This window comes from Tabrizicola sp. (assembly GCF_030694085.1).
In the GTDB taxonomy this organism is placed as follows: domain Bacteria; phylum Pseudomonadota; class Alphaproteobacteria; order Rhodobacterales; family Rhodobacteraceae; genus Tabrizicola.
This window is the reverse complement of sequence record NZ_JAUXZE010000048.1, coordinates 89,566-108,247: the sequence shown is the minus strand read 5'-3', so window position 1 is coordinate 108,247 and position 18,682 is coordinate 89,566. Positions and strand designations below refer to the sequence as shown.

Genomic DNA, 18,682 nt, shown 5'->3' with positions numbered 1-18,682 from the left:
CGCGCGACCTGTCCCCGGTCGCGCGGGTCGTCACCACACCTGCGATAGCCACAGAACTTGTCATGGGGGGCCGGTATCGGCGACGCACGTTGTTGCAGGACAACGAAGGCGTTCGGACATAGGGCTAAACTCGCCTCAACTGACACACAGATGAGGGAAGCTCGATGTTTACGCGACGCACTGCACTGATGGGGGCCGCGATGATTGCCGCTGCTCCGTTTGTCGTCAAGACCGCCGGGGCGGAGGAGGTGATGGACACCTCGGCTGCCGCGCCGGTCGATCTGTCAAGCTTGCCCCGCCGCAAGGTCAAGCTGGTCAAGCCGCCCTTCGTGCACCCGCATGAACAGGTGGCCAGCGACGGGCCTGCGGTGATCGAATTCGAGATGAAGATCATCGAGAAGGAGATCCAGGTGGACGAGGACGCCTGGCTGCAGGCCATGACGTTCAATGGCTCGGTTCCCGGCCCGATGATGGTGGTGCACGAGGGCGATTATGTCGAACTGACCCTGTTCAACCCGCCCGAAAACATGATGCAGCACAACATCGACTTCCACGCGGCTACCGGCGCTTTGGGTGGTGGTTCGCTGACGCTGGTCAACCCCGGCGAAAAGGCGGTGCTGCGGTTCAAGGCGACGCGGCCGGGGGTGTTCGTCTATCACTGCGCTCCGGGCGGTCCGATGATCCCCTGGCATGTGGTGTCGGGCATGTCGGGCTGCATCATGGTGCTGCCTCGGGACGGGCTGAAGGATCATCTTGGCAATCCGGTGTCCTATGACCGGGTCTACTACATCGGCGAGAATGACTTCTACATCCCGCGCGGCCCGGATGGCGCCTACCTGCGCTTTGCGGATGCCGGCGAAAGCTATTCCGACACGCTGGAGGTGATGAACCGGCTGATCCCGTCCCACGTCGTCTTCAACGGCAGGGTGGGGGCATTGACGGGCGACCAGGCGCTTGAGGCCGAGCAGGGCGAGCGCGTGCTCTTCGTCCACAGCCAGGCCAACCGGGACAGCCGTCCGCACCTGATCGGCGGGCATGGCGATCTGGTCTGGGAGAGCGGCAAGTTCAACAACCTGCCGGAACGCGATCTGGAGACCTGGTTCATTCGCGGCGGATCGGCTGGTGCGGCGCTTTACACCTTCCTGCAACCGGGCGTCTACGCCTACGTCAACCACAACCTGATCGAGGCGGTGAACCTGGGCGCGACGGCGCATGTGATCGTCGGCGGCACCTGGAACAATGATCTGATGGAACAGGTCGTGGCTCCGGTGGAATACGACGTCCTGCACGAAGGACGCAGCGCGCTGCCGTAACGGCGGTCGCATGCTGGCGGGGTGGTCTGTCGTCCCGGACCACTCCGCCCTTTTTTCCCGGAGGATGAAATGAAACGTCGTGTGGCATTGGGGCTGCTGGCAGGTGTCGCCATCGGCACGGCTGGGGCGATCCTTGTCGCGTCGATGCAACGACCGCCAGTGGCCCCGCCCCAGACCGTCCTTATTCCGGCGGGCCCGCAGGACTATCGCCCGGCAGGAGAATTCCGCCAGGGCACCCGCATCGTCGATGCCCCCTTGCAGCGGGTCGATGTGGCGACGCTGGAAATCATGACCCACCATGTCTCCGAGACCGACTATGCCCGATGCGTGGCGGCAGGTGCCTGCGCTGCCGCGCCGGTTTCTGGCGTGGCGGGGGCGGCTCAGACCAACGTCAACCATGCCGACGCCACCGCCTATGCCGTCTGGCTGTCTGACGAGACGGGGCAGCTCTGGCGCCTGCCGACCGATGCCGAGTGGCTTAGGGCGGCGGCGGAACGCGGCTTTGACGACGGTTTTGGGGAAGACGCCAACGGTGCCGACCCCTCGCGGCGCTGGATCGCCAGCTACCGGCGCGAAGTCGAATTGCGAGGCGAGGCTGACCTGCAGCAGCATCCGATGGGCCATTTCGGGACGAATTCGATGGGCGTGGCCGATATATCCGGCAACGTCTGGGAATGGACTGAAACATGTTTTCAGAACGGCACGCTGACCCGGGACGGCAAAGCGATTGCCACCAGCTCGGATTACTGCGGGGTCCGGGCGGTGCAGGGCAAGCACCGTGCGTTCGTCATCGATTTCATCCGCGATGCCCGTTCAGGCGGCTGCGCGGCGGGTGTGCCGCCAGATTACCTGGGGTTCCGGCTGGTGCGCGACTAGGCGCGGATCATCGGCGGACAAAGGAAAAGGCGGCCCGTCGAGGCCGCCTCATTTTCGGTGTGGCGTCAGGTCAGTTTGCGACTTGCGTGAACAGCGGCTCGAACCGGGTCTTGGCCTTGCCCTTCTGCGTCACGGCAGACGCCGCATCCAGATTGACCGGAGCACCGACCTGGATCAGCGCAACCATGCCCATGCTGTAGTGGGGCGTGCATTTCAAGCCGTATAGACCTTCGGCGGTCAGCGTCAGGACATAGTCATCCCCCATGCCGCTTTTGAACGCGTCCACACCCTCGGGAAGCATCCCGTCGATGCCCTCGACGTTGTGGCCCTTGTCGGTCGAGATGAAGGTGACGGTGTCGCCCACGGCGGCCTTCACGAAGGCGGGCTCGAAGACCATCGCGCCATCTGCCCCCTTGTTCAGCATCTTCACGTCGAAGTTTTCGGCCTGGGCCGCCGCGGTCAGCACCAGGGCTGTGATTGTTGCAGTGATCAGTTTCGGGAACATGTCCGGTCCTTTCAGGTTTATGGTCTTGCATCCCCTTCTAGGGTAAGGTCGCCCCCGGTTCGTTGTGCTGCCACAACATCGGAGGCATCGTTTGCACAAACTTGACGAAAGCCTTCTGGCCAGTCTCCCGCCCTTCCGCAGGCTTTCCCGGCCCCAGATCCGCGAGATCCTGGATGCTGCGACGGCGCTGCGGTTCGACCCGGGTGTTGCTGTCTTCAGCGAAGGCTTGCCGGTCGAGCGGTTCTTCCTGCTTCTGGATGGCCATATCCGGGTGATCCGCACCACCCCCGGCGGCGATCAGATCATCGCGCTGCACATCGCGCCGGGGCAGCTGTTCGGGATCGGGGCGGCCATCGGGCGCACCACCTATCCAGCGACAGCAATGACGGCGGATGATTGCGTGGCCCTGGCCTGGCCGAACCGGCATTGGGCCGAGTTCGTGCAGAAATACGACGGCTTTGCCACCGAAACCTACAAGGTCGTGGGCGAGCGGGTGGGCGAGATGAACAACCGCATCGTCGAAATGGCAACCCAGGCCGTCGAACAGCGCATTGCCTGCGCAATTCTGCGGCTGGTGACCCAGGCCGGACGCAAGGTCGATGGCGGGATCGAGATCGGCATGCCGATCACGCGGCAGAACCTGTCGGACATGACCGGCACCACCTTGCACACCGTCAGCCGCCTTCTCAGCGGGTGGGAGCGGGACGGGATCGTGCTGTCGGAACGGCGCAAGATCACGGTGACCGCGCCGCACCGGCTGGTGATGCTTAGCGGGGCTGCGGGTTAGGCACGCGGCGGGCGGGGTTCGGCATGCTCAGGATCGGGGCAAGCCGGGCGGCAAAGATTGCAAAACCGGCAGTCCAAAAGGTTGCCGCCACCCACAGGCTCGCCTCTGACGACAAGGCTGCGCGCGTCAGGGCTGCCAGCGCCACGCAGGCAAAGGCCAGGCTCAGCGCGCGGCCTGCCCGCAGCTCGCGCCCGGTATGGCCCAGCGAGGCGCGCATCATCACCGACAGCGTCATGCCGCCGATCGCGCCGATGCCAAGTAGATGCAGGCCCACCACAGCGGGCAAGGTGCCCAGCACCGAAAGACCAAGGGCCACCAGGCCGACCGGGATGAAACCATAGGCCAGATGCAGCATTGACAGGATAGCTGACCGCCAGACCCTCCACCCACGCCAGCGGGCCAGGCGGAAAGCTTGAACCACCCCTGCGAGGATCATGGCCAGTCCCGTCAGCCGCGCCTCGGGCAGCGCGACCCACGCGATCAGCGCCCCCAGCATCAGCACCAGACTGGCCCCATCGAACCGCCCGAACGGCACCGGCATCGGCCCGTCCCCCTGTTTGGCCAGCCAGTTCCGGGTGAAGCTGGGAATGATCCTGCCGCCGATCAGCCCGATCAGAAGGACGACCATCGCAAATCCCAGGCGGCGGCCATATCCGGCTGTGCCAAGCTGCATTGCCTCAAGGTGGAAGGTGATGTTGGCGGCAAGATACATGAGCACCGGCACGACCACGCGCAGGTTGCTCCAGTTCCGGCCCGCGACGATCTCGACCGTGATCATCGCGCCAATGGCCAGCAGGAAGGCGCAGTCCAGTGCCATGACCGCCACCGGCCCCAGGCCAAGGCCCCCGGCGACCGCCGGCCGCCCGGCCACCCACAGCGCGGCCAGAGCCATCAGCGGCCAGCCGCGCGTCGGCATCCGCCCGGTCCAGTTCGGGATCGCGGTAAACAGGAACCCCGCCAGCACGGCCGAGGTATAGCCGAAAAGCAGCTCGTGGATGTGCCAGTCAGTCGGGGTGAACGGCCCGCTCAGGCTGACGCGCCCGGTCCAGACCGCCATCCACAACGGGATCACCAATGCCGCAAAGCTGCCCGCCAGCAGGAAAAGCGGGCGGAAGCCATAGCTGAACAAGGCGGGGCCGGAGTAGGCTTTATCGGGCCGCATGTCGGCTCCTTCAGGTCAGCCCGCCGCTGCGGCCTGCAGTGCGGTGCGAAAGGCGATCTCGTCCAGGCCATATTCGGCGCAGGCGTCGATCACCGTGTGAAACGGCGCGATGGGGCAGCCGAAACAGGCCATTCCCTGCGCGCGGAAGACATTGGCCACCTCGGGCCAGTGTTCGAAGATCAGCCGCAGCGGCAGATCGGGATCGTCGAGTCTGGGCCTGCGCATGGTGCCTCCGCCCTGGCAGTCGTGCCATCTGGCCACATTGCTGCGCGCGAAGGGCCTTCGTCGTTGTGCTGGCGCAACGTCCGGCGGTGCGGTGGCCTGTAGAACCGGGCCTATCCGCAACAATCGCCAGGACCGACCCGATGTCAGAGATCCTTACGAAGTCACGGGCCAGAAACATCTTCTACGGGGGCTCGCTGTTCTTCGTCGTGGTGTTCGTGGCCATGACGATCCATTCCCACCGCTATGTCGTGAACGTCTCGACCGCCGGCATGCCGCTTACGCCCGAAGTGCGCCTGGGCAAGCATGTGTGGGAGCGTCACAGCTGCATCAACTGCCACACCCTGCACGGCGAGGGCGCCTATTTCGCCCCCGAACTGGGCAACGTGATGACCCGCTGGGGCGTGCTGGAGGACCCGCAAGCCGCCTATGAGGTGCTGGACGGCTGGATGGCCGCGCAGCCCAGCGGCGTCGCGGGGCGCCGCCAGATGCCCCAATTCGCCATCACCCCGGAAGAGATGCGCGCCTTGTCGGAATTCCTGCGCTGGGCGGATCAGACCGACACCCAAAGCTGGCCGCCCACGGACGCGGGCTAGGAGAAAGACATGAAATATCAATCGCAAAAGGTGGCTTACGCCTACTTCATGGTGGCAATGGGCCTGTTCGGGATTCAGGTTCTGGGCGGGCTTCTGGCGGGCTGGATCTACGTCTCGCCCAACACCCTGTCGACGGTGCTGCCCTTCAACATCATCCGCATGATCCACACCAACGCACTGATCGTCTGGCTGCTCTTGGGTTTCTTCGGCGCAGCCTACTTCCTGGTGCCCGAAGAATCAGAGCGGGAAATCTGGTCGGTCAAGCTTGCCTATCTGCAACTGGTCATCCTTGTCGTCGGCACCCTTGGCGCCGTCGGCAGCTATCTTGTCGGCATCCACGGTGGGCGCGAGTTTCTGGAGCAACCGCTCTGGGTCAAGTTCGGCATCCTCGTGGCTGCGGTGATTTTCCTTGTGAACATCTCGATGACCGTTCTGGCGGGCCGCAAGACCGCGATCACCGGCGTCCTGCTGACTGGCCTGTGGCTTCTGTCGCTTCTATGGGTTTTCGCTTTCATCAACCCCGACAACCTCAGCCTCGACAAGATGTACTGGTGGTTCGTCGTCCACCTGTGGGTGGAAGGCACCTGGGAGCTGGTGATGGCCGCGATCCTGGCCTTCCTGATGCTGAAGCTGACCGGCGTCGACCGCGAGGTGGTGGAAAAGTGGCTTTACGTCATCGTCGCCACCGCCCTTTTCTCGGGCATCCTTGGCACTGGCCACCACTTCTACTGGATCGGCCTGCCGGAGTACTGGCAGTGGACCGGGTCAATCTTCTCGGCCTTCGAGGTGGTGCCGTTCTTCGCGATGATGTCCTTTGCCTTCATCATGGTGTGGAAGGGGCGGCGCAATCACCCCAACAAGGCGGCGCTTCTCTGGGCGCTGGGCTCGGCGACGGTGGCGTTCTTCGGGGCCGGGGTCTGGGGGTTCCTGCACACGTTCCACGGCGTGAACTTCTACACCCACGGCACGCAGATCACCGCTGCCCACGGTCACCTGGCCTTCTACGGCGCCTATGTCGCGATGAACCTTGCCATCATCACCTATGCCATGCCGCTGCTGCGCGGCCGCGCGCCCTACAACCAGGTGCTGAACATGGTGTCGTTCTGGCTGATGACCGGGGGCATGGCGTTCATGACCTTCGTCCTTACCTTCGCCGGCACGATCCAGACCCACATGCAGCGCATCGTCGGGGACTATTACATGGACGTGCAGGACCAGTTGGGCCTGTTCTACATGATGCGCTTCGGGGCCGGTATTGCCGTGGTGCTGGGGGCGATCCTGTTCATCTACGCCCAGATCGTTGTCCGGCGTGAAGTCATCACGCCTGGCCCGGTGGCCCTGCCGGAAGGAGAGGCCCTGTGAACGCCCTTTCCCCCGAACGGACGCGGGCCGAGGCCCCCTACTACCGCCCCACGGCGCAGGAAGTCGCGCTGTTCGAGGCGGCCCATGCCAAAGGTCTGCCCCTGCTTCTGAAGGGGCCGACCGGCTGCGGCAAGACCCGGTTCGTGGAACACATGGCTGCCCGCCTTGGCCGCCCGCTCTACACCGTCGCCTGCCACGACGACCTGTCCGCCTCTGACCTCATCGGGCGCTACCTCCTTCGCGGCGGGGCGACCGAGTGGGTGGATGGCCCGCTGACCCGCGCGGTGCGGGAAGGGGCGATCTGCTACCTTGATGAGGTGATCGAGGCGCGCAAGGACGTGACGGTGGTCCTGCACCCCCTGACCGACAACCGCCGCACCCTGATGATCGACCGCACGGGCGAGGAACTGGTGGCCCCGCCCGGCTTCATGCTGGTGGCCAGCTACAACCCCGGCTACCAGAACATTCTGAAACGGCTGAAACCATCGACCCGCCAGAGGTTCCTGTCGATCACCTTCGGCTTTCCCGATCCGGCTACCGAAACCGCTGTGGTCGCCCGCGAAAGTGGCCTGGATGACGCCCGTGTGGCCCCCTTGGTGCGGCTGGCGGGGCATATCCGCGCGCTGTCGGGGATGGACCTGGAAGAGGGGGTCTCGACCCGGCTTCTGATCTACGCCGCCAGCCTGATCGCCGGGGGGATGCCCATCGAACGCGCCTTGCAAGCGGCGGTCCTCGAACCCCTGACCGACGAGCCGGACGTGGTGCAGGCCCTGCGCGACGTCATCGCCAGCGTTTACGGATAGACCGATGGCCCTGCACCCGATGGACCTGATGGACCCGGAAGAGACGGTGGGCAACCTCTGGCACGGGGTTGCACAGCGCCTGGCACCGGTCGCGGGCTACCCTGCGCACGCGGTCGCGCTTGACGCCCTACGCCCCAGCCTTGTGCTTCTGTTCCGCGCGCTGGGCGGCCGGCCGGGGGTCGAGATCGCCCCCAGCCCGGCAACCGCCTCGCGCCATCGCCGGGGGATCGGCGCCGGTCTGGCCGAGACGCGGGCACTGGAGCATGTCGCCACCTTTGACGGCGAAGCCTTGCGCCTGCCTCCGGTGATGGATGCCTTTCCCACGGTGGACCTGAACCGCGCCGCCTATCTGTGGCTGGCGGCTCTGGCGGCGTCGTCCCAACCCCGCCCGGCACCGGCGGACCCGCTTGCTGCCGCCCTGGCTCATCTGGACGCGATGGAGCGGGCGACGACCCGCGCGCTGCGCAGTTGCCCGGGGCTACGCAAGCCCCACGCCGCCCTGTGCAGGCATCTGCTGGACATCTATCCCGACCATGCCGTCTTGCCGACCGAGCAGAAGGTTGCGTCCCGCGTGCGCCTTTTGCTGGCGGGCGGCACGCTTGCACCGACCGATCCAGTGCCCGCCCCGCGCGGCTATGCTCCGCCACCGCCGCTGCCGATCTGGCTTCAGCTTGACCAAGGTGGACGCAGCACCGCCGCAACTCCGGCAGAGGACGCGATCATCGCGCCCCCCGGCCTTGCCGGCCCCACCCGCAAACAGGGCAAGCGCGAGGATAACGAACAGGCCAACCGCACCGACAGCTTCATCATGCACCGATTCGAATCCATCTTCTCGTGGGTGGAAAGCATGGGCCTGAACCGCGCGACCGATGACGATGATCTGGAAAATGCCCAGAAGGCGGCCGAGGATCAGGACCACATAACCCTCACCAGACACCACAAGCGCGCCGCCACCCGACTGCGCCTGCATCTCGACCTTGCGCCGCAGGATGCCGACCATGAACGGCTTTCCGACACCTTCACCTACCCCGAATGGAACCACCGCGCCTGCGCCTACATGCCCGACCACAGCCGCGTTCTGGAAGCGGACGCCACGCCCGGCGAAAGCTTCGCGCCGGACCCGCGCCTGATGACCCGCGTCCGGCGGCAGTTTCAGGCGCTGCATCCCCGCCGCATCCTGCTACCCCGGCAGGTCGACGGAGCGGAACTTGACCTCGACGCCCTTGTCACCGCGCAGGTCGCGATCCGCGCCACCGGCCAGGGCAGTGATCGTATCTTCCGCGATCTTCGGCCTGTAGAGCGGGACCTGTCGGTGGCGATTCTGATGGACTGCTCCCGGTCCACCGAATCCGTCGTGGGCACCCGCAGTGTCATCGACACCATGCGCGAGGCCTTGGCGGCCCTGGCCGGCGGCATCGATGCGGTCGGCGACCGGCAGGCGATCTGGGGATTTTCGTCGCTGCGCCGCGACCGGGTCTTCCTGACCCGCTGCAAGGGATTTGCCGACCGCCTGACGCCTGAAGCCACCGGCCGTATCGGTGGCCTGCGCCCGGGCCACTACACGCGGCTTGGGGCTGCGATCCGCCACGTCTCGACCCAGCTCGCGACCGAACCCTCGGCCCGCAAGCTTTTTCTGGTGCTGACCGACGGCAAGCCGAACGATCTGGACCACTATGAGGGGACCTACGGTATCGAGGACAGCCATATGGCGGTGCGCGAGGCCAGACGACTGGGCCAGGCGGTCCACGGGGTCATCGTCGATGCCGACGGGCAGGACTGGTTCGCCCGGATCTTTGGCCGCGCCGGATTCACCCTGCTGCCCGATCCCGGACGACTGGGCCGCGCCCTTCCCGACATCTACCGATCCCTGACACAGGAGACCTGACATGCGCCCGATGCTGTGCCTGATCCCTTTCCTCGCGCCGACCGCTGCCCTGGCCGAGGCGTTCCAGCGTCCGATCCCGCAGCCGCAAACTGCCGAGGCGGAGCTGGCCTACCTTGCCGCCTCGCTGATCTTCCTTGCCGCGCTGATCGCCGTGCAATGGCTGGTCAACCGCAGATGAGCGTCTTGCGGCTGACCCTGATCCTGTATCCGTTCGGGGCAGGGGCGATGGCGGTGAACCTGTTCTTCGCCTCGCTGATCTGGTCCTGGGTCGGCTGGCCGGTGCTGACACCCGTGCAATCGCTGGCAGGTGGCCTTGTGCTGGGCCTGCCCGCGACAGCGGTTTTCGCCCGTCACATCCGGGCACTGATGGCCAAGGCAGACAAGCAGCCATGAGGTCGCGGATTTTCCCGCTGCGCAAGGTCAGCTCGTGATGCCCAAGCCCGGAAACGAGGATATCCACATGCCGTGCAAGCGACGTGCGCATGGCCGGCAGACCTTCGGTCGTGAAGACGGTGCCCCAAAGCGACAGCATCGTCGCCGGAACCATGATCAGCCGCGGATCACCGTCCACCGCCTTGGGGCATAGATCGCCGCGCGCGACGCCTGCGTCGGGATTGGCTCGGACGGTTGCCAGGCTACGGCTGAGAACAACCCGTTCATGGCATGACACAAGGTCGGGAAAGCGATGCCCTTCGGACGGTCAGGGACACGACGAAGACCGCCGGCTTGCACGCAGGAAAGCCTGACCGCTCGACAGACTGTGCTGATGCGACTTCAGGATCACGGGCGCGGCGACCCGATCCGGCGGAACGCGGCAGCGGAACATCCGCTGACCCTGCTCGGCCTGGAAGACCGGATCGACTGTCTGACGGCCAACCTGTCGGGCGGGCAGAAACAGCGCGTCGCCGTCGCGCTGGTTGCTAACCCCGAGGTCGTGTTTGCCGACGAACCCCACCGCCGCGCTGGACCATGACCCGAGCCAGGCGGTCGTGCAACTGCTCAAGCGGATGGCGCTGACCGTGGAACGACCACTGTCATGGTGACCCACGACAACCACATCCTTGAACTGGTCGACCGGATCGTGACCCTGGAAGACACCCGCGTCGTCCGCGATACCGGCGCAGAGTAGATCCAGCGCTTGCGGGTCGGCATCTCCGCACAAAGAGGCAGGGTTCATCGGGGCACCGCCTTGACGAACCGGCTTGGTCCGAATACCTACCACATGCAGCGCGGGCGTTGTGTAATGGTAAGACCTTAGCCTTCCAAGCTAAAGACGCGGGTTCGATTCCCGCCGCCCGCTCCACCTTCCCAGCCTGGTCCGGTACAAAATTCAATGGCTTGGCCGCTGGCACTTAGCCTTTGTCAAGGTTTGGCCTGGGCCGCCTGTGCCCCAAGATCTGCCCACGCGGATGGGTCTGGTCATTCCGACGGATTGTCACGGCTTCGGCGTATGATCCAGGAGAGGCGATGGAGACGTGTGGAATGACCCGACCGGATGAGCATGGACCCGAAGGGCTGGCCGCGGACTTGCCGTATCTGGCACGGCGGCGACTTCTGGTGACGGGATTGGCGATGGGCGGTATGGCGCTGTCGCTCTGGGCCGCGCGGGGCAGGGCGCAGACGGCAACGGGGACGTCGGCGGACGGCAGCACCTGTGTCGCGCTGCCCGCAGAGACCCCCGGTCCGTTCCCGGCGGACGGAACCAATGTGCGCGAAGGTCAGATGGTCAACATCCTGACGGAAGCAGGCGTCATCCGCGAAGATATCCGCACCTCGATCGGCGGGCTTCTGCCCGTGGCCGAGGGTGTCCCGGTCAGGCTGGAAATGACATTGCAGGACATCCGCCGTGCCTGTGCGCCACTGGCGGGGCACGCCGTCTATCTGTGGCAGTGCGATGCGGCGGGGGTCTATTCGATCTACGGCGCGGCCGACCGCAACTACCTGCGCGGCGTCGCCATAAGCGATGCATCGGGACGGGTCCGATTCACCACCGTTCTGCCCGGTTGCTACCCGGGTCGCTGGCCGCACCTGCATTTCGAGGTCTTCACCAGCGCCGAAGCTGCGGTCAACGGCAGACAGGCGCTTCTTACCTCGCAGTTCGCGTTTCCCGAGGCCCCCTGCGCTGCGACCTATGCCGCCGACCCGCGCTACGCGGCAAGTGTTGAGCCTTTCGAAGGCGTGAGCCTGCGGCGGGACGGGATATTCCGCGGCTCTTCGGAGGCGGAACTTGCGGCACAGGTCCTGGCGATGACCGGCAGTCCCGGCGCGGGCTATCGGGCGTCTGCGGTTGTGGGCCTGCTGGCCTGACTCTGGTCGTAGGGTGGGCGGATCGCCCACCCTACGCGTGTTTCCCATTCCGACGCTTGTCGCACTGAACGGGCGTAGGGTGGGTGATTCACCCACCCTCCTTTGCGTCGGGGGGGACCAGATGCACCACGCCCGTCGTGCAATGCAGATGGCGACCCGGAAAGAGCGGCGCATATTTCTGCACGAAACGCGCTCTGGCCTCCTGGAACGACTGGTCCTTTGTTCCGCCGCCGTGGTGGCGCAGGTGGAAGTCTATCACATGGGCCGAGCCACCCAGAAGCTCGGCCTGGAGGCAGAGATCGGGGCCGTAGAAATGGAAGCCCTCCAGATCATAGGACCCGATGACTGGCCGCGACCGGCGCATCACGATGAAACATTCGTCCAGCGTCTCGACCCGGCCTGGCACCCCGCCCATGAGACGGTCGTCGCCCCAGGGGTCCGAGATGTGCATCCGCAGGAAGCGGCGGTGGTGCTGGACGGGCCGGTAGCGACCGCCCGCCACGCCCGCAAGCAGCCAATCGGGCTGGGTCCGGTCCAGGTCGTCCAGCGCCTGCAGAAGCTGGGCATGGCCCGCCCCCAGAAGCTCGACGTCGTCGTGGCAGAAAACCACAAAGCGACCCCGTGCCCGGGTGAGAAGCGATTTCTGCCAGCCGTAGCCGTCGAAGCGGTTGCCATCCCGGTTGTCGGCGGCAAGGAACTCGCTGTTCGTCGGGGTAAAGCCGGTGCGCGCGAACGAGCCCAGCAGGCGGTCGTACTTTTCCTGGCTGCGCACCAGGGTGCAGATGGTGAAGTCCGGGTCGTCAGCGCTTTCGTCAGTGACGCAGGTGGGGGTCACGTAGCTGGGGGTCAGGGTCATGGCACCTCTGGCCCCATTGCGTCAGAGGTTCTCGGCCTGCGGGAAGCCAAGCGCGTGATAGCCACCATCGACGTGGATGATCTCTCCGGTCGTGCAGGCACCGTAGTCCGAGCAGAGCCAGACCGCGGTGCCGCCGATTGCCTCCAGCGTCGCATTGGCGCGCAGGGGGGCGTTGTCCTCGGTGTGGCGGAAGGTCGCCCGCGCGCCGCCGATGGCGGACCCGGCCAGCGTCTTCATCGGGCCGGGGCTGATCGCGTTGACGCGGATCTTCTGCGGGCCAAGGTCGTTCGCGAGGTAGCGGGTGGCCGATTCCAGCGCCGCCTTGGCGACGCCCATCACGTTGTAATTCGGCGAGACGCGGTTCGAACCCTGGAAGGTCAGGGTGATCAGCGACCCGCCATCGGTCATCAGCGGCTCGGCGCGGCGGGCGATGTCGATGAAGCTGAAGCATGAGATGTTCAGCGAATTCAGGAAGTTGCCCTTGGTGGTGTTGATGAATCGGCCGGTGAGTTCGTTCTTGTCCGAAAAGGCGATGGCGTGGACGACGAAATCCAGCGCGCCCCAGCGGCGCCCAACTTCGCCGAAGCAGGCGTCCAGGCTGTCCTCGTTCGTGACGTCGACGTCGATCAGGAAATCCGACCCGACGCTTGCCGCCAGCGGCTGAACCCGTTTGCCGAAGGCCTCGCCCTGGTAAGAGAAGGCCAGCTCTGCCCCCTCGGCCGCCAGGGCGGACGCGATGCCCCAGGCGATCGAACGTTCGTTCGCCACGCCCATGACAAGCCCGCGCTTGCCCTTCATCAGTTCGGCCATGACGCGCTACCCTTGGTACTTGGACATGACGAGGGTGGCGTTGGTGCCGCCGAAGCCGAAGCTGTTGGACAGGACCGAGTCGAGCTGGACGTTGTCGCGCATCGTGGTGACGATTTCGGATGGGTCAAGGCCGGGATCCAGCGTTTCCACGTTGGCCGAGGCGGCGATGAAGTTGCCGTTCAGCATGATCAGGGAATAGATCGCCTCCCACACGCCCGCGCCGCCAAGGCAGTGGCCGGTCAGCGACTTGGTGGAGGCGATGGGAGGCGTGGACCCCTGACCGAAGACGCGGCGGATCGCCTCGACCTCGGTCACGTCGCCGACCACGGTCGAGGTGCCGTGGCTGTTGATGTAGTCGATCTTGCGGTCTTTCGGCAGGGTCCCAAGCGCCAGCCGCATCGCGCGTTCGCCGCCTTCGCCCGACGGGGCGACCATGTCGTAGCCGTCCGAGGTCGCGCCGTAGCCCGTGACCTCGGCATAGATCTTCGCGCCGCGCGCGAGGGCGTGTTCCAGCTCCTCCAGCACCACGACCCCGCCGCCACCGGCGATGACAAAGCCGTCGCGGTTGGCGTCATAAGTGCGCGAGGCGCGGTCGGGCGTGTCGTTGTACTTGGACGACATCGCGCCCATTGCGTCGAAGAGGCAGGAGAGCGTCCAGTCCAGTTCCTCGCCGCCACCAGCAAAGACGATGTCCTGCTTGCCCATCTGGATCAGTTCGGTCCCGTTGCCGATGCAATGGGCGCTGGTCGAGCAGGCGGAGGTGATCGAATAGTTCACGCCCTTGATCTTGAAGGGTGTCGCCAGGCAGGCCGAGACGGTCGAGGACATGCCCTTGGTCACGCCGAAGGGGCCGATCCGCTTGGGCGCGCCGGTTTCGCGGACGATGTTGTGGGCCTTGAAGAAGGCCTTTGTCGAAGGCCCGCCGGAACCGACGATGATGCCGGTGCGGTCGTTCGAGACGTCGGCTTCGGACAGGCCGCTGTCCTTTACCGCCTGGTCCATCGCGATGAAGGTATAGGCCGCCCCGTCGCCCATGAACCGCAGGTCGCGCTTGTCGATGTGGTCCTCCAGCACGATGTTCGGCTGGCCGTGGACCCGGCAGCGGAAGCCGTGTTCGGCATAGTCGGGGGCGAAGACGATGCCGGACTTGCCGGCGCGCAGGGAGGCTTCGACCTCGGCGGCCGTGTTGCCGATGGACGAGACGATGCCGATCCCGGTGATGACGACGCGGCGCATGGGGCCTCCTTCGCTGACTTGAGGACTGTTTAGGGCAGAGGGGGGGAGGGGGCAAGGAGGTTGGGGCGGAGAGCTGTGACCTGTTTCGTCCAGGCCAGACCCGTTTTGGCAACCGAAGGGACAGATCCTGCCTGTCCATCCCGCATACACTTGCAACGAACGCCGCCGCGCCTGCGCGCGGGCGTGTGCCGCTTGTCTCGACGAAAGCGACCGACTAATCCTGATGGCATGTCACCAGCCCACCCACCGACGCGATTTGACCGGGCCCTCCTGCGGGCTTTGTTCGATCGTGTCTACGTGATCAATCTGCCCGACCGGGCCGACCGGCGGCGCGAGATGACGGCGCAGCTGGCGCTGATCGGCCTGGCGGACGATCCGCTGGTGCATTTCTTTCCGGCGGTGCGGCCCGCAGACCCTGGCGATTTTGGGTCGCTGGGCGAGAGGGGCTGCTTTCTCAGCCACCTTGGCGCGCTGAAGGACGCGGTGGCAGCGGGCCATCGCAGCATCCTGATCCTTGAGGACGACGTGGACTGGACCCCCGCCGCCCTGGCGCGGAACGCTCGCCTTGACGCGTTGCGCGATACCGACTGGGGCTTTCTGCACGGCGGGCGTGGTCACGACCAGGCGGCGGCGGGCGGGGCAATCTCGTTACAGCGGCTGGAGCCGGAGCGGGAGTTGCTCCTGGGCCATTTCATCGGCCTGCGGGGGGATGTGATCGGTCAGATGGTGGACTACCTGGAAGCGATGCTGCGGCGCCCCAAGGGCTCGCCCGACGGCGGGCCGATGCATGTCGACGGGGCCTATTCCTGGTTCCGCCGCGCGCATCCCGAGGTGGCGGCCTATGTCTGCACGCCGTCGGTCGCGCAGCAGCGGTCAAGCCGGTCCGACATCTCGGTCCCGACTGGATGGCGGGCGACCAGGGCCGCCGACTGGGCGCGCCGGGTGCTGCGGCCGGTCCGGGCGCTTTTGCGCGGACGCTGATCGTTGTAACGGGCCGCGTCCGTGCATTGAAGGCTTGACCGCAATCGAGCTGGCAGGAAATCTTTCCGGGCCGGAGCATTTGTCCGGCACCCTGCTTGCAAGGAGTTCCAGGAATGTTGAATCGCCTGATTTCGACCGTGCTGATCTCGTTCGCCGCACTTCAAGGTGCCTTTGCGCAGGACGGCACGCCGATGACCACCGAGGAATTGACTGCCCTGACCGCGGATGGGGTCACCCTGACGCTGGGTGGCGCGGGGATGGGTTACACGGGCGAGCTTGCCTTGGAGGCCGATGGAACTGCCACGGGCGGCGCCAAGATGGACAATGGCAACAAGCTGTCCATCGCGGGGACCTGGGCGATTAAGGATGGCAAGTTCTGCCGCACCTGGACCGATCTCGACGGTGGGAAAGAGGTCTGCGAGACCTGGGTCAAGACCTCGGACACTTCGGTCGAGGTTTACAACGGCGACAAGATGCTTGGCGTCAATTCCTGGTAGCCGCCGACCTTATGCCTCGCTGAGCGCGACCTTCATGTCCTTGACGAGGTAGATCACCTCGCCATCCGCTTCGACCCGCCCGTCGGCGACGCCCATCGTCAGGCGGCGGGTCTGCAGGGCCTTGGTGAAGTCGACGTAATACGTCAGCTTCTTACGGTCCGGGCGGACCATGCCTGTCAGCTTCACCTCGCCCACGCCAAGCGCATAGCCGCGCCCCTGCCAGCCGCGCCAGCCCAGGTTGAAGCCGGTCAGCTGCCAAAGCCCGTCCAGCCCAAGGCAACCCGGCATGATCGGGTTGCCGGGGAAGTGGCAGTCGAAGAACCACAGGTCCGGGGTGATGTCGAACTCGGCGACGACATGGCCCTTGCCATGCTCGCCCCGGTCTTCCGAAATGTCGGTGATCCGGTCCATCATCAGCATAGGGGGCGCGGGAAGCTGGGCGTTGCCGGGGCCGAAGAGCTCCCCGCGCGAACAGGCCAGAAGCGCTTCCTTGTCGAAGCTTGTCGGATAGGACGCCATCCCTTGTGTCTCCCCGTGATCCCCTTCGCCCTCCCTAGCATTGGGTGGTGAAGGGTGGCAAGTCTGGCGCGGCAAAGAGGGCGTGGACATGACGGCGTTGCAGCGGTTCATCACCGCAAGCGGGATGACCAACCTGGCGGACGGGATTGCCGTTGTGGCCTGGGGCTGGATCGCATCGCTGCTGACGCGGGATGCGCTGCTTGTCGCGCTGGTGCCAGTGGCGCTGCGTCTGCCCTGGGCGCTGCTGGCGCTGCCCGCCGGGCTGGTGACGGACCGGGTGGACCGGCGGCGGCTGATCCTGGGCATGGACGCGGTGCGGGCGCTGGCCTTTCTGGGGGCGGCGGTGGCCCTGTGGCTGGCGCTGCCGCTGGACAGCGCGCCCAGCGAAGGCGTGTCGTCCCCGGGGCTGTATCTGGCGCTGGTCGTGGCGGCCCTGGTGGTCGGTGGGGCCGAGGTCTTTCGCGACAATGCCGCACAGACCATGCTTCCGTCGCTGGTCCCTCCTGACCAGCTGGAACGGGCGAACGGCCAGTTGTGGAGCGCGGAGCTTCTGACAAACGCGCTGATCGGCCCGGCGCTGGGGGCTTTTCTGATCGGGCTTTGGCTGCCGCTGGCGTTCGGGCTGAACGCGGTGGCTTACGGGCTGGCGATGCTGTTGGTGGCGGGGCTGGCTGGTTCGTTCAAGGTCGAGCGGACGGATAAGCGTGGCTGGAAGACCGAGATCCGCGAGGGTTTCGCTTTCCTGCGCGGGCGGCCCTTGTTGAAGACGCTGGCCTGGACGACGGGGTTCTGGAACCTGTTCCACAATATGATGATGATTGCGCTGGTGCTGCACACGCAGGAAAATCTGGGGCTTTCGGCTGCGACCTATGGGCTGATGCTGGCGGGCGGGGCGGTGGGTGGAATCGCAGGCAGCCTTCTGGGCGAACGGATTGTGGGCGCCCTGGGTCCAGTCAGGACGATGCGCTGGGCAATGGTTGCTTCTCCGCTGGGATTTGCAGCCATTGCCTTGGCTCCGGGACCCGTGACGGTGGCCCTGGCTTTCGCTGCGATGGAGTTTGCCGGGCTGGTGTGGAACGTCGTCTCGGTCAGCACGCGGCAACGGATGATCCCCAATGCGATCATGGGGCGGGTGAACAGTCTGTATCGGCTACTGGCCTGGGGGATGATTCCGGTGGGACTGGTGCTGTCGGGGGCGATCGTAAGTCTGGCCGAGCTTGGCCTGTCGCGCGGGCAGGCTTTGATCGCGCCGTTCTGGTTCGCGGCAATCGGGTCACTGGTGCTGACTTTGGCGGTCTGGAGGGCAATCGCACGCGGATTTGCGGGGATTTCCCGGTGATCCGGTCGATTCCGCATTGAAACTGTCGGGTTTGCGCCCCTATATCAAAGGGGATTTCAGGGGGCGGGCATTGACCGGCACGGAACGCAGTGCAGACTGGCTGAAGGCGGGGGGCCTGCGCCCCACGCGGCAGCGGCTTGCGTTGGCGGAACTTCTGGTCGGCGACGGGATGAACCGGCATGTCACCGCCGAAAGCCTGTATGCGCTGTCTGCCGATGCAGGCGAGAAGGTCAGCCTTGCGACTGTCTACAACACGCTGCGGGCCTTCTGCGAGGCGGGCCTGATGAACGAGGTCGTGGTCGATGGCTCGAAAAGCTATTTCGACACCCGCACCGATGACCACCCGCATTTCTACTGGGAAGACAGCCATTCCCTGACCGACGCCCCGGCCGAAGAACTGGAGATCGCGCAACTGCCGAAGGTGCCCCAGGGCATGGCGGTCAGCCGCGTCGACGTCGTGATCCGCCTGCGCAAGGCCTGAGACTCCCTCGACCGCTTTCCGAAACTGCGGCCTTTCGCGGCCCACCTCCGGCTGGGCCAGGCCGATCCGCAGCGACACGCCGGGCGAAGCTTTCGAGGGGAAGACGTCGGCAGCCCGGCGTGTCTGCGGCGCTGATGCGCCGTGC

Annotated in this window: 22 protein-coding genes and 1 tRNA gene; 16 read left to right on the top strand and 7 right to left on the bottom strand. The window is 65.7% G+C overall.

Annotation, left to right across the window (positions count from 1 at the left end):
• The first annotated feature begins 164 nt into the window (after positions 1-164).
• On the top strand, positions 165-1,313 hold the full coding sequence (gene nirK / locus Q8M85_RS12670; protein ID WP_305545073.1) for a copper-containing nitrite reductase: 1,149 nt from the start codon (positions 165-167) through the stop codon (positions 1,311-1,313).
• Positions 1,314-1,382: 69 nt separating this feature from the next.
• Positions 1,383-2,189 (top strand): SUMF1/EgtB/PvdO family nonheme iron enzyme, encoded by an 807-nt coding sequence (locus Q8M85_RS12665; protein ID WP_305545070.1) that lies wholly within the window; start codon positions 1,383-1,385, stop codon positions 2,187-2,189.
• A 70-nt stretch (positions 2,190-2,259) separates the two neighbouring features.
• On the opposite strand, the gene Q8M85_RS12660 is transcribed toward Q8M85_RS12665, so the two are convergent.
• The gene (locus Q8M85_RS12660; RefSeq protein ID WP_305545068.1) at positions 2,260-2,694 is read right to left on the bottom strand and encodes a pseudoazurin; all 435 of its coding nucleotides are present in this window, start codon (positions 2,692-2,694) and stop codon (positions 2,260-2,262) included.
• A gap of 91 nt (positions 2,695-2,785) precedes the next feature.
• Here Q8M85_RS12660 and Q8M85_RS12655 point away from each other — a divergent pair, with 91 nt between their 5' ends.
• A complete protein-coding gene (locus tag Q8M85_RS12655; RefSeq protein ID WP_305545065.1) occupies positions 2,786-3,481 on the top strand; it encodes a Crp/Fnr family transcriptional regulator in 696 nt (231 codons plus the stop codon).
• On the opposite strand, the gene Q8M85_RS12650 is transcribed toward Q8M85_RS12655, so the two are convergent.
• Both Q8M85_RS12650 and Q8M85_RS12645 read right to left on the bottom strand, forming a co-directional pair.
• Positions 3,462-4,643 (bottom strand): NnrS family protein, encoded by a 1,182-nt coding sequence (locus tag Q8M85_RS12650; protein ID WP_305545062.1) that lies wholly within the window; start codon positions 4,641-4,643, stop codon positions 3,462-3,464. The two genes, Q8M85_RS12655 and Q8M85_RS12650, sit on opposite strands and share 20 nt — an antisense overlap.
• A gap of 15 nt (positions 4,644-4,658) precedes the next feature.
• Positions 4,659-4,868, bottom strand: coding sequence for a DUF1858 domain-containing protein (locus tag Q8M85_RS12645; protein ID WP_305545059.1), 210 nt, complete (start codon positions 4,866-4,868; stop codon positions 4,659-4,661).
• Between the two features lie 140 nt (positions 4,869-5,008).
• On the opposite strand from Q8M85_RS12645, the gene Q8M85_RS12640 reads away from it, so the two are divergent.
• The 9 genes from Q8M85_RS12640 to Q8M85_RS12600 all read left to right on the top strand — a co-directional run bounded on the left by Q8M85_RS12640 (position 5,009) and on the right by Q8M85_RS12600 (position 11,818).
• Positions 5,009-5,461 carry a cytochrome c gene (locus Q8M85_RS12640; RefSeq protein WP_305545056.1) on the top strand — a complete coding sequence of 151 codons (453 nt, stop codon included), beginning with the start codon at positions 5,009-5,011 and terminating at the stop codon, positions 5,459-5,461.
• Between the two features lie 9 nt (positions 5,462-5,470).
• On the top strand, positions 5,471-6,823 hold the full coding sequence (locus Q8M85_RS12635) for a cbb3-type cytochrome c oxidase subunit I (protein WP_305545051.1): 1,353 nt from the start codon (positions 5,471-5,473) through the stop codon (positions 6,821-6,823).
• Between the two features lie 68 nt (positions 6,824-6,891).
• A complete protein-coding gene (locus tag Q8M85_RS12630) occupies positions 6,892-7,626 on the top strand; it encodes a CbbQ/NirQ/NorQ/GpvN family protein (protein ID WP_371135245.1) in 735 nt (244 codons plus the stop codon).
• Positions 7,627-7,630: 4 nt separating this feature from the next.
• On the top strand, positions 7,631-9,511 hold the full coding sequence (locus tag Q8M85_RS12625; RefSeq protein ID WP_305545044.1) for a nitric oxide reductase activation protein NorD: 1,881 nt from the start codon (positions 7,631-7,633) through the stop codon (positions 9,509-9,511).
• 1 nt (position 9,512) lies between these two features.
• On the top strand, positions 9,513-9,689 hold the full coding sequence (locus Q8M85_RS12620; RefSeq protein WP_305545211.1) for a hypothetical protein: 177 nt from the start codon (positions 9,513-9,515) through the stop codon (positions 9,687-9,689).
• Positions 9,686-9,904 (top strand): NnrT protein, encoded by a 219-nt coding sequence (locus Q8M85_RS12615; RefSeq protein WP_305545041.1) that lies wholly within the window; start codon positions 9,686-9,688, stop codon positions 9,902-9,904. Before Q8M85_RS12620 ends, Q8M85_RS12615 begins: the two co-directional genes overlap by 4 nt.
• 292 nt (positions 9,905-10,196) lie before the next feature.
• Positions 10,197-10,484 carry an ATP-binding cassette domain-containing protein gene (locus Q8M85_RS12610; protein ID WP_371135244.1) on the top strand — a complete coding sequence of 96 codons (288 nt, stop codon included), beginning with the start codon at positions 10,197-10,199 and terminating at the stop codon, positions 10,482-10,484.
• Positions 10,485-10,740: 256 nt separating this feature from the next.
• Positions 10,741-10,814, top strand: a tRNA-Gly gene (locus Q8M85_RS12605).
• A gap of 179 nt (positions 10,815-10,993) precedes the next feature.
• Positions 10,994-11,818 (top strand): hypothetical protein, encoded by an 825-nt coding sequence (locus Q8M85_RS12600; RefSeq protein ID WP_305545036.1) that lies wholly within the window; start codon positions 10,994-10,996, stop codon positions 11,816-11,818.
• Between the two features lie 88 nt (positions 11,819-11,906).
• Here the strand turns inward: Q8M85_RS12600 and Q8M85_RS12595 are convergent, their stop codons facing one another.
• The 3 genes from Q8M85_RS12595 to fabB are packed head-to-tail and all read right to left on the bottom strand — an operon-like array spanning position 11,907 to position 14,720.
• Positions 11,907-12,674, bottom strand: coding sequence for a hypothetical protein (locus Q8M85_RS12595; RefSeq protein WP_305545034.1), 768 nt, complete (start codon positions 12,672-12,674; stop codon positions 11,907-11,909).
• Positions 12,675-12,695: 21 nt separating this feature from the next.
• Complete coding sequence (locus Q8M85_RS12590; protein ID WP_305545031.1) at positions 12,696-13,484, bottom strand: enoyl-ACP reductase; 789 nt, start codon at positions 13,482-13,484, stop codon at positions 12,696-12,698.
• A 6-nt stretch (positions 13,485-13,490) separates the two neighbouring features.
• Positions 13,491-14,720 (bottom strand): beta-ketoacyl-ACP synthase I, encoded by a 1,230-nt coding sequence (gene fabB, locus Q8M85_RS12585; RefSeq protein WP_305545029.1) that lies wholly within the window; start codon positions 14,718-14,720, stop codon positions 13,491-13,493.
• A 279-nt stretch (positions 14,721-14,999) separates the two neighbouring features.
• On the opposite strand from fabB, the gene Q8M85_RS12580 reads away from it, so the two are divergent.
• Both Q8M85_RS12580 and Q8M85_RS12575 read left to right on the top strand, forming a co-directional pair.
• Positions 15,000-15,701 carry a glycosyltransferase family 25 protein gene (locus tag Q8M85_RS12580; RefSeq protein WP_305545026.1) on the top strand — a complete coding sequence of 234 codons (702 nt, stop codon included), beginning with the start codon at positions 15,000-15,002 and terminating at the stop codon, positions 15,699-15,701.
• A 113-nt stretch (positions 15,702-15,814) separates the two neighbouring features.
• The gene (locus tag Q8M85_RS12575) at positions 15,815-16,198 is read left to right on the top strand and encodes a hypothetical protein (protein ID WP_305545023.1); all 384 of its coding nucleotides are present in this window, start codon (positions 15,815-15,817) and stop codon (positions 16,196-16,198) included.
• A gap of 9 nt (positions 16,199-16,207) precedes the next feature.
• On the opposite strand, the gene fabA is transcribed toward Q8M85_RS12575, so the two are convergent.
• Positions 16,208-16,717, bottom strand: coding sequence for a bifunctional 3-hydroxydecanoyl-ACP dehydratase/trans-2-decenoyl-ACP isomerase (gene fabA, locus Q8M85_RS12570; protein WP_305545021.1), 510 nt, complete (start codon positions 16,715-16,717; stop codon positions 16,208-16,210).
• A gap of 88 nt (positions 16,718-16,805) precedes the next feature.
• Here fabA and Q8M85_RS12565 point away from each other — a divergent pair, with 88 nt between their 5' ends.
• Positions 16,806-18,056 carry an MFS transporter gene (locus tag Q8M85_RS12565; protein WP_305545018.1) on the top strand — a complete coding sequence of 417 codons (1,251 nt, stop codon included), beginning with the start codon at positions 16,806-16,808 and terminating at the stop codon, positions 18,054-18,056.
• Positions 18,057-18,126: 70 nt separating this feature from the next.
• Complete coding sequence (gene irrA / locus Q8M85_RS12560; RefSeq protein WP_305545015.1) at positions 18,127-18,537, top strand: iron response transcriptional regulator IrrA; 411 nt, start codon at positions 18,127-18,129, stop codon at positions 18,535-18,537.
• Positions 18,538-18,682: the final 145 nt, after the last annotated feature.